The sequence below is a fragment of the Micromonospora sp. RTBAU3-60 genome (assembly GCF_054963695.1).
Window position 1 is genome coordinate 16,557 of record NZ_JBUEGB010000026.1, and the last position, 15,093, is coordinate 31,649.

The window sequence follows — 15,093 nt, forward strand, 5'->3', positions numbered from 1 at the left end:
GACCGTGGACCACCGGGATCCCGAGGCCCGGCTGCGGGCCCTGTTCGACGCCGGCTCGCTGCGCCTGCTGGCGCCGCGGGACGGCTCCGGCGTGCTCTGCGCGCGGGGCACGATCGACGGTACGCCGGCGATCGCGTACGCCAGCGACGCCACGAAGATGGGCGGCGCGATGGGCACCGAGGGGTGCCGACACATCGTGGACGCCATCGACACGGCGGTCCGGGAGCGGGTGCCGGTGCTCGGCCTCTGGCACTCCGGTGGTGCCCGGCTCGCCGAGGGCGTGGTCGCCCTCGACGCCGTCGGGCAGGTCTTCGCCGCCATGGTCCGGGCCTCCGGCCGGGTGCCGCAGATCTCCGTGGTGCTCGGGCCGGCCGCCGGTGGCGCCGCCTACGGGCCGGCGCTGACCGACATCGTGGTGATGAGCGGGGCCGGCCGGATCTTCGTCACCGGCCCCGAGGTGGTTCGCAGCGTCACCGGTGAGCAGGTCGACATGGAGCGGCTGGGCGGCCCCGAGCCGCACGGCCGGCGCTCCGGCGTGGCGCACGTGACGTGCCGGGACGACGAGGAGGCGCTGGCCGAGTCGCGCAGGCTCGCGGCGTTCCTCGGTCGTCCGGGCCGGATCTCGCCGGACGACGTGGCCACCGGCGTGGACGGGCACGACCTGGCCGCGAAGATGCCGGCCGAGCTCAACCGGGCGTACGACGTGAAGCCGGTGGTCAAGGCGCTGCTCGACGCCCCCGGCGTGGAGCTGCACGCCAAGTGGGCGCCGAACATCGTCACCACGCTCGGCCGGTTCGCCGGCCGTACGGTCGGCGTGATCGCCAACAACCCGCTGCGGCTCGGTGGCTGCCTCGACGCGTCCAGCGCCGAGAAGGCCGCCCGGTTCGTGCGGATGTGCGACTCGCTCGGGGTGCCGCTGATCGTGCTGGTCGACGTCCCCGGCTACCTGCCCGGCCTGGGTCAGGAGTGGGAGGGCGTGGTCCGGCGCGGGGCGAAGCTGCTGCACGCCTTCGCCGAGGCGGTGGTGCCGCGGGTGACGCTGGTGACCCGCAAGGCGTACGGCGGCGCGTACATCGCGATGAACTCCCGCTCGCTGGGGGCGACCGCGGTGTTCGCCTGGCCGAACGCGGAGCTCGCGGTGATGGGGGCCAGCGCGGCGGTGAACATCCTGCACCGCAAGCGGCTGGCCGCCACCCCGGTCGAGGAGCGGGAGGCGCTGCGGGCCCAGCTGATCGAGGAGCAGGTCCGGGTCGCCGGCGGCGTCAACCGGGCGCTGGAGATCGGCGTGGTGGACGACGTGATCAAGCCGGCGGAGACCCGGCGGCGGATCGCCGAGGCGCTGGCCGCGGCGCCGGCCGCCCGGGGCGCGCACGGCAACATCCCGCTGTAGCCACCGGTCAAACCCTTCAGGGTCCGCGCCCACCCCGGGCGCGGACCCTGACGTCTGCTCAGCCCCGGTTGCGGGGGTGCTGGCGGGCGGTCCGCTCGTTGCCCCGCCGGTAGTTGCCGGTCCACCGGGCCATCACCAGCTGCGGGTCGTCCTCGACCTCGGCCAGGAACTCCGCCGCGCGGCCGCCGCGCAGCGTGCCAGCCACCCGGCCGTGGTGCGTGATCACGACGGAGCCGTCGGCCCGCTCGACGTAGCGGAAACCCTGCGCCTGCTGTCCCATGGTCGGTCACCCTGCCAGGGTCGGTCGCGCGCCGCACCCGGGTTTGCCGCCGCCCGAGCCGCTAGGGTGGGGGCGCCGAAAAGGAGTACGCCCTGGAAGCCACCGAGATCCGCAAGCTCGCCGCGCTCGAGGACAGCCACTGGTGGTACCGGGAGCGGCGGGCCCTGCTGGGCCGGGCGCTGCGGCGGCTGGCGGCGGCCGGGGCGCACCCGGGGCGGGCGCTGGACATCGGCGCGGCCGGCGGCGGCAACACCCGGGTGCTGCGGGCGTACGGCTGGCAGCCGCTCGCCCTGGAATACAGCGCGGCGGGCGCCGGGGTGGCCCGGGAGCGGGGCCTGGACGTGATCCGGGCCGACGCCCGGCACCTGCCGGTCCCCTCGGCCAGCCTGGGCCTGGTGGTCGCCTTCGACATCCTCGAGCACTTCGACGAGGATCACCTCGCCGCCGGCGAGATCCGCCGTACCCTGCGGCCGGGCGGGACGGCACTGATCGCGGTGCCGGCCGACATGCGGCTCTGGTCGGCGCACGACGTGGCCGTCGGGCACGTCCGCCGCTACGACCGGGCCGGGCTGCGCGCGGTGGTGGAGAAGGCCGGGCTGGTGGTGGACGAGCTGTGGAGCTGGAACGTGCTGCTGCGCCCGGTCGCCGCCTGGCGGCGCAGGAGGTTGACCGGCAGTGACCTGGATGAGCTGCACCCGCTGGTCAACCTCGGGCTGCGCACGATCGTCACGACCGAGCGCTACCTGCCGGTGCGGGGCCTGCCCGGCGTCTCGCTGATGCTGCGCGCCCACCGCCTGAGCTGACCCGCCGGCCCGCCCGCGCATGTAGCGCGAACGGGCGGGCCGGCAGGTCACCAGGTCAGCGGGGCGCGGGCACCGCCTCGCGGGCCAGGGTGAGCGCGCCGAGCAGCGCGGCGTCGTCGGCGTGCCGGGAGAGCACCACGTCGGGTCGGTGCGGCAGCACCTCGTTGAGCCGGTCGACCAGCAGCCTGCGGATCAGCGCGCTGCGGGCCACCCCGCCCACCAGCACCACCCGCTGCGGGTCGAGCAGCAGGCAGCAGGTGGCCAGGTGCCGCGCCACCTCGTCGACCCGGGCGGTCAGCGCGTCGCGCGCCGGCCCGGGGCGTTCCGCCGCGTCGGCGAGCCCGGCCGCCCCGCCCGGCACGCCGAGGTCCCCGGCGAGCCGGTCCAGCGCCCGGCCGGAGAAGTCCAGCTCCAGCATGGTGCCGGGCCAGGGCCCGCCGGCCACGGCGTACCCGATCTCGCCGGCCGCCCCGCGGTGTCCGGCCAGGACGGTCCCGCCGACCGTCACGGCGGCCGCCACGCCGGTGCCGATGCCCACCACCAGGCCCGGGTCGGCGTCCCGCAGCGCGCCCAGCCGCAGCTCGGCCAGGGCGGCGGCGTTCAGGTCGTTGTCCACCGCCACCCGGGCGACGCCGAGCGTGTCGCGGACCGCGTCGGCCAGCCGCAGCCGCTCCCAGCCGGGCACGTTGGGGGCCAGGTCGATGCCGTCCGGACGGACCACGCCGGGCGAGGCCACCCCGGCCGCGACCAGCGGGCCACCCACCCCGGCGACCAACTCCGCGGCGAGCTGCAGGGCGCGTTCCAGGGCCTGCGGCGCGCCCTGCTCGGCGTGGGTGGGGACCCGGCGCTGGACCAGGAGGTGGCCCTCGGCGTCGGCCACCCCGACGGCCATCTTGGTGCCGCCGAAGTCGATGCCGAGCAGCAGCCCGCCGGTCCGGGTGCCGACCTCGGGGGACCCCGCCAGCCCCACGCTCACCGGGCCACCAGCTCGGCGGCGACGGCGTCCAGCGCCTCGTCCGCCCCGCGGAGCCGGTCGCGCACCGCCGCCAGCCGGTCGGCGACCGCCTCGAACGCGACGCGCAGCGTACCCACCTGGGCGCGGACCGCGGCGGCGCCGGGGCCGTCCACCTGGGCCCGGTTCAGCACCAGGTCGGGGCGGACGGCGGCGGCGATCAGGTCGGCGACGGCGGCGTCGTCGAGCGGGCCGGTCAGCCCCTCGGCGGCGGCCCGGACGCCCTCGGGGGTCCAGGTGTCCGGGCCCCCGGCCCGGACCAGCCGGCCGACCACCGAGTGGGCGGCCCGGAACGGCACCCCGTGGCGGGTCAACGCGTCGGCCGCGGCGGTGGTGGTGGCGCCGGAGGCGACGATCTCCTCCCGGCTCGGCGGCGACAGCGGCTCCACCTCGGCCAGGAAGCCGCCGACCAGGGCGAAGAAGCGCTCGGCCCGGTCGTTGCTCTCCCAGAGCCGGACCTGCACGTCGGTGGTGGCGTTGTTGGAGTCCTCCCACCATGCGGCGCCCACGTTGTTCAGCACCGAGGCGGCGTCCGCCGCGGCCGCGCCGGCGTACGAGACCAGGTGCTCCAGCACCACCGGGTTGCGCTTCTGCGGCATGATGCTGCTGCCCTGGGTGAAGTCGCCCGGCGTGGTGACCCACTGCCAGCTCAGCCAGTCCATCAGGGTGCGGGCCAGCCGCGCCCCGGTGGCCAGCGCCTGCGCGTTGAGGGTGCCGACCCGGACCAGGTGGTCGGCCCCGGCGACGGCCTCGTACGAGTTGGTCACCAGGCCGGCGAACCCGAGCAGCTCCGCCACCCGGGCCGGGGCGATGTCCAGGTCGGTGCCGGCGAACGCGCAGGAGCCCAGCGGCGAGACGTTGAGCTGGTCGATCAGGTCGGCGTAGGCGGCCGCCTCGCCGGCGAGCGCCTCGGCGTACCCGGCGAGCGCGTGACCGATCGTGGTGGGCTGGGCCGGCCGGCGGTGGGTGTAGCCGGTGATGACCACGTCCGCGTACCGGTCGGCGCGGTCCAGCGCGGTCCGGCCGGTGGCCAGCACCCGGTCCAGCACCCCGAGGAGCTGGTCCCGCAGCAGCATCCGGAACACCCCGGCGTCTAGGTCGTTCCGGCTGCGGGCCAGCTGCACGTCCAGCTCGGCGGTGGGAATGCCGCACGCCTCGGCGAGCCGCTTCTCCAGCAGGTAGTAGGTGTCCTCGAAACTGCCGTCGTAGGCCGGCGCCGGGGTGGTGTCGGCGCGCAGGGCGGCCAGCCCGCGCAGCAGCCGGGCGCCCCGCTCGGCGGGGATCAGCCCCTGCTCGGTCAGCATCACCACGTGTGCCTGGCTGGCATGGACCATCGCCGGGTAGAGGTGGCCGACGTGGTGGTCGTAGGTGGGCGCCAGGTGGTGCCGCTGGTACGTGGTCAGCGCGGGTGTGCTCATGGCAGTTCCTTACTTCCTTCCAGTCCGCGTGGGCGGTCGGGCCGCCCACTGCGGGTTCGGCTGGTCAGTCGGTCAGGCCGAGCAGCCGTTCGGCGTTGCCGGCGAAGATCGCGCGCAGGTGGTCGTCGGGCAGACCCAGCTCGCGGCAGACCCGGAGCTGGTCGTCGAGGTAGCGGGTGACGTAGCCGCGCGGGAACCAGGACGAGTCGCTGCCGAAGACGATCCGGTGCGGGCCGATCGTCTCGTAGCAGCGGCGGAACAGGTCCTCCAGGGTCAGCTTGTACGGCATCCATCGCACCCACTGATTGGAGCCGGACGTGTCGACGTGGATGTTGGGGCAGCCCCAGGCGGCGAAGAAGAGCTCCTGCACGTGCTGGACGCCGAAGTGCGGCACCACCACGGCCAGCTCCGGGAAGCGGCGGGCCATCCGGGCCAGCTCGTCCGGACCGCCGTACCGGCCGAAGGTGAGGCCGCCGGCGCTGCCGTAGTGCCCGATGTGGATCAGAACGGACACGCCGAGGCGCTGGGCGGTGCCCCAGAGCGGGTCCAGGTCCTCGTGGTCGAGCGGGCCGCGCAGCAGCGGGGCGAACAGCTTCAGCCCGCGCAGGCCGCGCTCGGTCACCGCGCGGTCCAGTTCCCCGGCGGCGTCCGGGCCGTACGGGTCGTGGTGGGCGAAGCCGAGCAGCAGGTCCGGGTGGCGGTCGACCACGTCGGCGAGGGTGTCGTTGCCGCCGCCGGTCACGAAGACGGCCTTCCGGATGTTGACCGCGCGCAACTCGTCGGCCCAGCGGTCGGCCTCGTCCGCCCAGTGCTCGGCCGGGGGCTCCGGGTCGGGGAAGCCCCACGCCTGCCGCCACTGCCGGGCGTACGGCGCCGAGCCGGCGGCCCGGACGGCGCGCTCATGCTCCCCGCCGGGGTGCATGCCGGCGGCCTGCTCGCAGGCGTGGATCGTCTCGTCCGCGCCGATCCGGAAGTGCAGGTGGAAGTCGACGATGTCCAGTCCACGGTCGATGGTCATGACCCTCCCTCGGTCGGCAGTGGATCGGCGGTGGGCGGCGCCGGCGGTGGGGCGGCCACCCAGGCGGCGACGATCTCCCGCAGCCGCTCCCCGGCAAGCGCGCGGACCCGCCGGCCCGCGTCCTCGCTGGCCAGCGAGACGTGCCCGGACCAGCCCTGCCAGGGCTCGGGGCGGGACTCCACCAGGACGTACGGGTGGCTCACCGTCAGCTTGGGCTTCGGTGGCAGGTCGGTGGCGGCGTCGAGGCGTACCGCGCCGGGGTCGAACCCGAGCACGCCGGACGTCTCGTACGCCCCGCCGTGCCCGCGGGCCGGCGGCACGCCGTAGATCTCCGTGGTCTCCGGCGGGGTGACCAGCTGGAACCAGTTGACCAGCAGCAGGCTGGCGGTACGTCGGCCGGAGACCCACTCCATGGCGGCCCGGACCGTGGACATGTTCGCGTCGTGGCCGTTGACCACCAGCAGCCGGGGGAACCCGGCGGCGACGATGCCCTCGATCACGTCGGCGAGGTAGCCGACCGCGATCTCCGGACGGATCGCGACCGTCCCCGGCCAGGGCCGGGTCTGCCCCGGGCAGGCGGCGTACGCGACGGCGGGGAAGAGCACGCCCCGCGGCCCCGGCACGTCGCCGGCGGACTCGCCGGCGAAGCCCTCGGCGAGGATCAGGTCGGTGCCGAGCGGCAGGTGCGGGCCGTGCCACTCGACCGCGCCGACGGGGAGCACCGCGAAGTCCGCCGCCGCGGCGACCGCGGCGAGTTCCCCGCCGGGGATCCGGGCGGCGGGGAGCAGTCCGCCGCCCGCCGGCCAGCGGTCCGTCACGCTGTCCACTGCGCCGCCTCCCGGCTGGCCTTCGGGCCGCTCTCCAGTCGCCCGGAGACCACCATCACCACGAAGATCAGCACGATCTGGAGCATGCCGTACGCGGCGGCGGTGCCCACCTCGAACGAGTACATCCGGTTGTTGATCTCGACGGAGATCGGCGCGGTCTCCGAGGTGTAGATGAGCACCGAGGCGACGAACTCGCCGACGCCGTGCACGAAGGCGAGCAGCGCGCCGGCCAGCACGCCCGGCAGCATCAGCCGCAGGGTGACCGTGCCGAACGCCCGCCACCAGGACGCGCCGAGGTTGCGGGCGGCCTCCTCCAGCGACGGGTCGAGCTGGGCCAGCGTGGCCGAGCTGGAGCGGAACACCAGCGGCAGGAACCGCACGAAGTACGCCAGCGGCATGATCCAGAAGGTCCCGATCAGCACCTGGCCGAGGCTGAACGCGTTGCCGGTGCTGAACGCCGAGATCAGGTTGATCGCCACCACCGTGCCGGGCAGCGCCCAGGCCAGCATGACCGCCACGTCGAGCAGGCCGCGCCCGCGGAAGTCCAGCCGACGCACCGCGTACGCGACGAGCACGCCGACCACCACGCAGCCGACCGTGGCGATCAGGCTGATCTGCAGCGAGTTGACGATCGGCCGGTACGCCTCCGGGTCCGTGAAGATCGTGACGAAGTTCTGCATGGTGTACGCCGAGGGAATCACCTCGGTCGTCCACGAGCCGTCCAACGAGAACGCCACCAGGGCGATCGTGCCCACCGGGGCGAGCAGCACCACGACGCCGACCAGCGAGGCGAGCAGGGCCAGCCACCGGCCGAACGGGTTGGTGAGCTCGCGGCGGTGCGAGGCGACGCCCTTGGACTGGGAGCGGTAGCTGCGCCGCCCCTCGTACCAGCGCATGCCGAGCAGGAAGAGCACCGACACCACGCCGAGCACCGAGGCGTACGTGGAGGCCATCGGCAGGTCGCCGTTGGTGCGGTTGATGTAGATCTGCATGGTCATCGTCTGGTCCACCCCGAACAGCAGCGGGGCGGTGTACGACGCCAGCGAGGTCATGAAGACCAGCAGCGAGGCGGAGACCAGCGCCGGGGTGAGCATCGGCAGCAGCACCGTGCGCCAGACCCGGACCCGGCCGGCACCCAGGTTGTACGCGGCCTCCTCCACCGACGGGTCCATGCCGACCAGCGCGGCCGAGGTGGCCAGGTAGAAGAACGGGTACATGGTGAAGGTGTGCACCACCAGCACCCCGGCGATGCCGGTGAACGGCAGCACCGGGCTCTCGGTGCCGAACAGGTGCTGGAGGCCCCGCGGCAGGATGCCGGTCTCGCTGTAGAGCAGCTGGAACGAGATCGCCCCGATCAGCGGCGGCAGCGCCGCCGGCACCAGGATGATCGCCTCGATCAGCCGGCGGCCCGGGAACGAGAAGCGCTTGAGCAGGAACGCCATCGCCACGCCGACGATGCCGCAGAGCACCACGCTGGCGGCCGAGATCACCAGTGAGGTGACCAGCGAGGAGCGGGCCACCCCGTCGCCGGTGAAGAAGACGGTGTAGTTGGCCAGGCCGTCCACCCCGACGCTCTCCGCGAAGGTGGCGAACATCGGCTGGACCACGTAGCCGAAGAGGATCAGGGCCAGCGGGAAGACCAGCAGGTAGGGAAACCAGCGCGAGTTGGCGCCGCCGGCGAGCCGGCGGGAGCGGCGGGCCCGGGGCGGCCTCGGGTCCTCGGTGACCGGCGGGACCGTGGCCGCGTTGGGGGTGGCGGGGATGGTGCTCATGGGCGCACCACCCACATCCGCTCCCGGGGCAGCCGCAGCCCGACCTGGTCGCCGACCGCCAGGCCGGCGGGCACGTCGATGGCGGTGACCTGCACCGGCTCGCCGGCCACGTCGACCAGGAGGTTGGTGGACATGCCGGTGAACTCCAGCTCGCTCACCCGGCCGGACAGCGCGCCGGCCTCGGTGGCCGAGGTGAGCCCGATGTGCTCGGGCCGGACGGAGACCAGCGCGGTGCCGTTCTCGGCCAGGCCGTGCTCGGCGGGCGCGGCCACGGTCACCTGGTCGCCGCCGGGCAGCGCGACGGTGACGGTCTGCGGGCCGGCGGCGGCGACCGGCAGGCTCAGCACGTTGCTGCGGCCGATGAACCGGGCCACGAACGCGTTCGCCGGCCGGTGGTAGATCTCCTGCGGCGCGCCGATCTGCTGGACCCGGCCGGACTCCATGACGGCGATCCGGTCGGACATGGCCATCGCCTCGGCCTGGTCGTGGGTGACGTAGATGGCGGTGGTGCCGCTCTCCTTCTGGATCCGGCGGATCTCGACCCGGGTCTCCTCGCGCAGCTTGGCGTCGAGGTTGGACAGCGGCTCGTCGAGCAGCAGGGTGCGGGGACGGATCACCAGGGCGCGGGCCAGCGCGACCCGCTGCTGCTGGCCGCCGGAGAGCTGGTCGATCCGGCGGTCGCCGTAACCGGCCAGGTGCACCTGGCCCAGCGCCTCCTCCACCCGCCGCTTCGACTCGGCCCGGCCGACCTTGCGGATCTTCAGGCCGTACGCGACGTTCTGCGCCACGGTCATGTGCGGGAAGAGCGCGTAGTTCTGGAACACCATGCCGGTGTCGCGCTTGTTCGGCGGCCGGTGGGTGACGTCCTCATCGCCGAAGCGGATCCGGCCCGAGGTGGGGAAGTAGAAGCCGGCCACCATGCGCAAGGTGGTGGTCTTGCCGCAGCCACTCGGGCCGAGCAGGGTGAAGAACTCCCCCGCGGCGATCCTGATGTCGACGTCGTCGACGGCCGCAGTGTCGCCGGCGCGCGCGAAGCGCTTGCTCACCGACTCCAGCGTGACATCGATCATGATGTCTCTCCTTGCGTCCGGTTACCGGGTCTGACCGGTGGTGGGGTGGGGCCAGACCCGGTCTGGCGGCGATGCGTACGGGAAGCGGGTGCCGGGTGCGCGTCGCGCACCCGGCACCCCGGGGATCAGCCCTTGTTCTTGATCTGGCTGTTCCAGTGGTTGATCCACTCGGTCTCGTTCTTGCCGATCACGTCCCAGTCGACGTTCAGCGGCTTGAGGTCGAGCTGGGCCAGCCACTCCGGCTTCTGGGCGATGTCCACGGCCGGGATCTGGAAGTAGTCCTTGGCCAGGTCGGCGCGGAGCGAGTCGTCGAAGAGGAACTCGATGAACTTCTGCGCGCCGGTGGTGTTGCCGCCCTTGACCGCGGCCAGGCCGTCGACCAGGACCGGGGCGCCGGAGGCCGGCATCACGTACCCGAACGGCATGTTGGACTGGTTGGCCTGGAGCAGGATGTCCTGCAGGTTCCAGGCGCTGAGCACGCCCTGCTGGCGGGACATCTTCAGGTAGAGGTCGGTCGGGTTGGCCGCGTACGCGCCGGTGTTGGCGTCGAGCTTCTTGAGCCAGTCGTAGCCCGGCTGCGGGTTGCTGCCGTCCGGCGACTGCCGCTGGATCATCGAGGCGTAGATCGACCGCATCGTGCCGGAGGCGGCCACGTCCCGGATGATGATCTTGTCCTTCCACTCCGGCTTCAGCAGGTCGTCCCAGTCCTTCGGGGCCTGCTCCGGGGTGAGGGCCTTGTTGTTGTACATGATGACCTCGGGCAGCAGGATCTCGCCGAACCAGCGGCCCTCGGGGTCCTTGTACTTGGCGTCCATCTTGCCGGCGAACGACGGCTGCCAGGCGTTGAGCAGGCCCTCGGTGGCCCCGGCGGTCAGCCCCTGCTGGGTGCCGCCCCACCAGACGTCGGCCTGCGGGTTGGCCTTCTCGGCCCGGACCCGCTCCAGGATCTCCTGCGCGCCGAGGTTGAGGACCTCGACCTTGCCCTTGTACTCGGGGTACTTGGCGGTGAACTTGTCGACGACGAAGGTGGCCACCTTCTTGTCGCGGGCCGTGTAGATCGTCAGCTTCTCGGTGTCGCCAGCGGCCTTGTCGGTCGAGCCGCCGCCGCAGGCGGTGCCGGCGGCGAGGACGGCGGCGAGCGCTCCGGCGAGAAGAAGTCGGCGTCTCATGGGGTACCTCCGAGGGATGTGGGGGAACTGCGTTGTTCTGAAGGGAAAGGTCTAGGGGGCGGGCAGCAGGGTGGACAGGCCCGCGGCGGCGGCGGAGAGGGCGTAGCTGACCGCGCCGTGCAGCACGGCGCGGTCGCCGAGGACCGCCCTGCGGACCTCGGTGGGGCTGGGCGCGGCGGCCGACACCAGGGCCTGGAGCCGGTCGACCGCGGCGTCGTCCAGTTCGGCGGCGGCCCCGCTGAGCAGGACCCGGCCGGGGTCGACGACGCAGGCGCAGGAGACGATGAGGCGGGACCAGGCGGCCAGCACCTCGTCCAGGTACGCGGCGGCCCGGTCGTCGGCGGCGGCCAGGTCCACCAGCGCCCGCACCGGCGACCCGGGGCGGCGGCCCGGGGCCAGGGACACCACCTTCTCGGCGATGGCGCTCTCCGACCAGCGGGCCTCGAACGGGCCGATCCCGTCGTGCCCCTGGTCGGCCGGGTCGAGGGGCAGGAAGCCCACCTCGCCGGCCGCCCCGCCGGAGCCCCGGCGGACCTGCCCGTCCAGCACCAGGCCGGCGCCGATGCCGTCGGCCACGTGCAGCAGGAGCAGGTCGGCCACGTCCGTGCCGGCGCCGGCCGCGTGCTCGCCGGCGGCCATCAGGTTCACGTCGTTGTCCACCACCACCGGCACCCCGAGCCGCTGCCGCACCGATTCCCCTATCGGCCGCCCCTCGACCAGGCCGACCGAGGGGGCGAGCCGGACGGCGCCCCCGGAGGAGACGCCGGGGGCGGCGATCGCCACCCCGCGCAACGCGGGCAGGCCGTCGCCGGCCAGGTCGGGCACGGCCGTGCAGATCAGGTCGACGATGTCGCCGGTGAGCCGGACGGTCCGGTGCGCCACCACGCCGCCGTCGCTGTCGGCGATCTCGCAGCTGATCCGGGACGGCTCCAGCGAGACCGCGGCGACCAGCTCGGCGCGGGGGTTGAACTCCAGCATGGCCCGCGGCCGTCCGGCCCGGGACGCGCCGGGTCCGCGCTCGATCAGGTAACCCTCGGCGATCAGGTCGCGGACCAGCGGGGTGAGCGTGGCCGGACTCAACCCGGTGAGCTCGGTCAGCTCGGCGCGGGAGAGCACCCGCACCTGGCGGGCGGCGGAGATCACGGAGAGCCGCTTGATCTCCTTCGACCGCTCCCGGCTCACCGGGCTCGTCGGTGGCGTCACCACGTCAGTCACACTTCCTTCCTACGGCGAACGAATTATCGAGTCAAGTAACAAATGGGTCTCGACCAGCCGACGCGACCGTGATGAGCAGCGGAAATGTCGACGAACCGGGCCACGGGGGACGGCGCTCCCTGCCCGAACGGCAAGATCAAGAGCGCACATGACGGGCAGTTACTTTCTTCCGCAAATTAAGAAAGATCTTGCACAGCATTGACGGCCCGCCGCGCCGGTCCCTAGCGTCACCGGGCGAAGGCCTTCCAGTGTGTACGGAACCCCGTACCGCTGCGTACCCGGCGGCCCGGGGCGCCCACCGGCGCGCCCCCCGTCCCGCCGCCCACCACCCACCGTCCGAAAGCGACCACCACGTCGACGCCGTCGCGCCCGACGTCGATGGCCGCTGCCCGGACCGCCCAGTCGGAAGGATCCGCATGCGACTCAAGGCGTTCCTGCTACCCACGGCACTCGCCCTGGCCCTCTCCGGGGTCCCGGGCGTGGCCCTCGCCGCACCCGTGTCCGCCCCACCCGCCGTCGACCTCGACGTGCTCTTCGTCAGCGCCCACCCGGACGACGAGGCCGGCAGCCTCGCCACCCTGGGCCAGTGGAAGGAGCGGTACGGCGCGAAGGCCGGTGTCGTGACCATCACCCGGGGCGAGGGCGGCGGCAACGCGGTCGGCCTCGAGGAGGGCCCCCCGCTCGGCATCATCCGCGAGCGCGAGGAGCGCACCGCGATCGGCCGGGCCGGGGTGGAGAACCTCTACAACCTGGACCGGGTCGACTTCTGGTACACCGCCTCAGCTCCGCTCTCCGAGCGGATCTGGGGGCATGACGACACCCTCGCGCAGATCGTGCGGGTGATCCGGCAGACCCGGCCGGAGATCATCATGACGATGAACCCGTCGCCGACGCCGGGCAACCACGGCAACCACCAGCAGGCGGCCCGGTTCGCCGCGGAGGCGTTCCACGCCGCCGCCGACCCGAACGCCTTCCCGGAGCAGCTCACCAGGGAGGGCCTGAAGCCGTTCCGGCCGGCGAAGTTCCTGCGTACCGGGGGCACCGGCACCTCGTCCGCCGGCCCGGCGTGCGCGTCGAGCTTCGTCCCGACCGTGCCGACCGACCAGGTCTTCGGCGTCTGGGAGGGCACCCCGAGCAGCACCGGGAAGACCTGGGCGGAGATCGAGGTGGACGCCCGCCGCGACTACGCCACCCAGGGCTGGGCGGGCACCACCGCCGCCCCGACCGATCCGGCGAAGATCCGCTGCGACTTCTACACCCTGGTCGACAGCCGGGTTCCGTACGACCCCGCGGACACCTCCCCCGAGGCGATCCTGCGCGGCTCGGTGCTGCCGGCCGCGCCCGGCGGGCTGCCCCGGGGCACCGAGCTCTACCTGACCACGGACCGGTTCGACCTGGCCCCCGGCGAGAGCGTCGAGGTGACCGCACACGTACGGGCGCCCCGCGACCGGGCGCTGACCCGGCCACGGATCGCCCTGCGGCTGCCCGAGGGCTGGACCGCCACCGGCTCCGGCACGCTGGCCGCGGTGCCGGCGGGCGGGGATCGGACCGCCACCTTCACGGTCACCGTCCCGGCCGCCGCCGACACCAACCAGCAGCGGCTCATCGGCGCGGCCCTGACCACCGGGCAGGGCGACGGCCGTACCGACCGGGCCGTGCGGGTGGTCGCCGACGTGCGGGGCACCCTGGAGCCGCTGCCCGAGGTGGGGATCTTCCGGGACTGGGCCGGCGAGAGCGGCTACCCGCAGCTCGACACGCTGATCAAGCCGGTGCTCTCCCTCGGTTCCGGGCAGAGCCGGGCGGTCCGGGTGGATCTGCGTAACCACGGCCAGGTCGCGCAGCGCGGCGAGGTCACCCTCGGTCTGCCGGCGGGGTTCACCGCCGACGCGGTCACCAAGAGCTACCCCGAACTGGCGCCCGGCGCGACCGGCGCGGTGAGCTTCACCGTCACCAACACCGACGCCAGCCTGCCCACCGCCAACGAGGGCGGCACCGACGGCGACTACGGGATCACCATCACCACCACCAGCGCCGCCGGCAGCACCGTCGAGACCGGCGCCCTGGAGATCGTCCCGACCAGCGAGGTGCCGCACGCCGGGGCCGGGCACGAGGTGGACGGGGTGGCCGCTCCCGGCGAGTACCCCGGCCCGGAGCTGGACCTGTCCCGGATCTGGGAGGGTGAGGCCACCACGCCGCAGGACGCGTCGGCGACCGGCCGGATCGCCTGGACGGAGGACGCCCTGAAGGTCTTCGTCAAGGTCACCGACGACGTGCTGGGCCGCAAGGTGGTGCCGCAGGACTGCAAGCGGCAGCGCCGCACCGACAGCGTGGAGATCATCGTCGACCCGAAGGGGAACTCGGCGGACACCTCCACCGCCTTCAAGGCCGGCATCTTCCCGGTCACCGACGACCCGGCCAACGGCGATCCGCCCTGCTGGCAGCGGGACGCCGACAACCGGCAGGGGCCGGGCGCGACCACCGCGCCGGGGATGACCGTGGTCAGCAAGGTCAGCGCGCCGTACGCCGGCTACACCATCGAGGCGAGCATCCCGTTCGCGGTGCTGCCGGACGCCGTCGACCCGGCCCGGATGGGCTTCAACGTCCTGGTCTACGACTCGGACACCCAGGACCTGACCTCCCAGTCCCGGCTGGGCTGGTCCACCTTCACCGGGGTCCGGGCCGACCCGTACCGGTACGGCCTGGTCACCCTGCCCGGGTACACGCCGGCGGCCCGGCAGCCCAGCGCCCCGGTGTTCCCGGACACCGCCGCGCGCAGCGTGCACAGCCCGCAGACCATCGCCCAGTCGGCGACGGACGGGGTCGCCCCGGCGGCCGTGCCGCTCCTCCCGGCGGGTGCGCTGCGGCTCACCGACACCGGCGCGGTCGCCGACGGCGTCTCGGTCACCGTCTCGGCGGACCGGGCCGGCACCGCGTACCTGTACGGCTGGGACGGTGACCGGTCCACCGGCGATCGCACGGTGAGCCTGACCGCCGGCTCGCCGGTGACCGTGGTGGTGCCGGTGACCGCCGGTACGCCGACGTCGCTGCTCGCGGCCTTCGAGGCGGACGGCGGGGCGCTCGCCCGGGCGGTCCCGCTCGGCTGACGCCGCACGGAAGGG

The 15,093-nt window shown here is 73.9% G+C and carries 12 protein-coding genes; 3 read left to right on the top strand and 9 right to left on the bottom strand.

The window, feature by feature from the left end; all coding sequences use genetic code 11:
- The first annotated feature begins 4 nt into the window (after positions 1-4).
- Positions 5-1,390, top strand: a complete 1,386-nt coding sequence (locus ACY34I_RS23600; protein WP_462757286.1) for an acyl-CoA carboxylase subunit beta — start codon at positions 5-7, stop codon at positions 1,388-1,390.
- A gap of 58 nt (positions 1,391-1,448) precedes the next feature.
- Here ACY34I_RS23600 and ACY34I_RS23605 read toward each other — a convergent pair whose 3' ends face one another.
- Positions 1,449-1,670: a hypothetical protein gene (locus ACY34I_RS23605; protein WP_462757236.1), complete on the bottom strand. Its 222-nt coding sequence runs from the start codon at positions 1,668-1,670 to the stop codon at positions 1,449-1,451.
- 107 nt (positions 1,671-1,777) lie between these two features.
- Here ACY34I_RS23605 and ACY34I_RS23610 point away from each other — a divergent pair, with 107 nt between their 5' ends.
- Positions 1,778-2,473 (top strand): class I SAM-dependent methyltransferase, encoded by a 696-nt coding sequence (locus ACY34I_RS23610; RefSeq protein ID WP_462757287.1) that lies wholly within the window; start codon positions 1,778-1,780, stop codon positions 2,471-2,473.
- 55 nt (positions 2,474-2,528) lie between these two features.
- Here the strand turns inward: ACY34I_RS23610 and ACY34I_RS23615 are convergent, their stop codons facing one another.
- The 8 genes from ACY34I_RS23615 to ACY34I_RS23650 all read right to left on the bottom strand — a co-directional run bounded on the left by ACY34I_RS23615 (position 2,529) and on the right by ACY34I_RS23650 (position 11,974).
- Positions 2,529-3,449, bottom strand: coding sequence for an ROK family protein (locus ACY34I_RS23615; RefSeq protein ID WP_462757237.1), 921 nt, complete (start codon positions 3,447-3,449; stop codon positions 2,529-2,531).
- On the bottom strand, positions 3,446-4,903 hold the full coding sequence (locus ACY34I_RS23620; protein ID WP_462757238.1) for a lyase family protein: 1,458 nt from the start codon (positions 4,901-4,903) through the stop codon (positions 3,446-3,448). Before ACY34I_RS23620 ends, ACY34I_RS23615 begins: the two co-directional genes overlap by 4 nt.
- 64 nt (positions 4,904-4,967) lie before the next feature.
- Positions 4,968-5,921 carry an amidohydrolase family protein gene (locus tag ACY34I_RS23625; protein WP_462757239.1) on the bottom strand — a complete coding sequence of 318 codons (954 nt, stop codon included), beginning with the start codon at positions 5,919-5,921 and terminating at the stop codon, positions 4,968-4,970.
- Entirely contained in the window at positions 5,918-6,748 is an 831-nt protein-coding gene (locus tag ACY34I_RS23630) for a creatininase family protein (protein WP_462757240.1), read from the bottom strand. Before ACY34I_RS23630 ends, ACY34I_RS23625 begins: the two co-directional genes overlap by 4 nt.
- The gene (locus ACY34I_RS23635) at positions 6,736-8,520 is read right to left on the bottom strand and encodes an ABC transporter permease (protein WP_462757241.1); all 1,785 of its coding nucleotides are present in this window, start codon (positions 8,518-8,520) and stop codon (positions 6,736-6,738) included. The genes ACY34I_RS23630 and ACY34I_RS23635 overlap by 13 nt, the downstream gene beginning before the upstream one ends.
- A complete protein-coding gene (locus ACY34I_RS23640) occupies positions 8,517-9,590 on the bottom strand; it encodes an ABC transporter ATP-binding protein (protein WP_462757242.1) in 1,074 nt (357 codons plus the stop codon). The genes ACY34I_RS23635 and ACY34I_RS23640 overlap by 4 nt, the downstream gene beginning before the upstream one ends.
- Positions 9,591-9,715: 125 nt before the next feature.
- Positions 9,716-10,759 (bottom strand): extracellular solute-binding protein, encoded by a 1,044-nt coding sequence (locus tag ACY34I_RS23645; RefSeq protein ID WP_148794513.1) that lies wholly within the window; start codon positions 10,757-10,759, stop codon positions 9,716-9,718.
- A 51-nt stretch (positions 10,760-10,810) separates the two neighbouring features.
- Positions 10,811-11,974 carry an ROK family protein gene (locus ACY34I_RS23650; protein ID WP_462757243.1) on the bottom strand — a complete coding sequence of 388 codons (1,164 nt, stop codon included), beginning with the start codon at positions 11,972-11,974 and terminating at the stop codon, positions 10,811-10,813.
- Between the two features lie 416 nt (positions 11,975-12,390).
- Between ACY34I_RS23650 and ACY34I_RS23655 the strand changes: the two genes are divergently transcribed.
- Entirely contained in the window at positions 12,391-15,078 is a 2,688-nt protein-coding gene (locus ACY34I_RS23655) for a sugar-binding protein (protein ID WP_462757244.1), read from the top strand.
- Positions 15,079-15,093 lie beyond the last annotated feature (15 nt).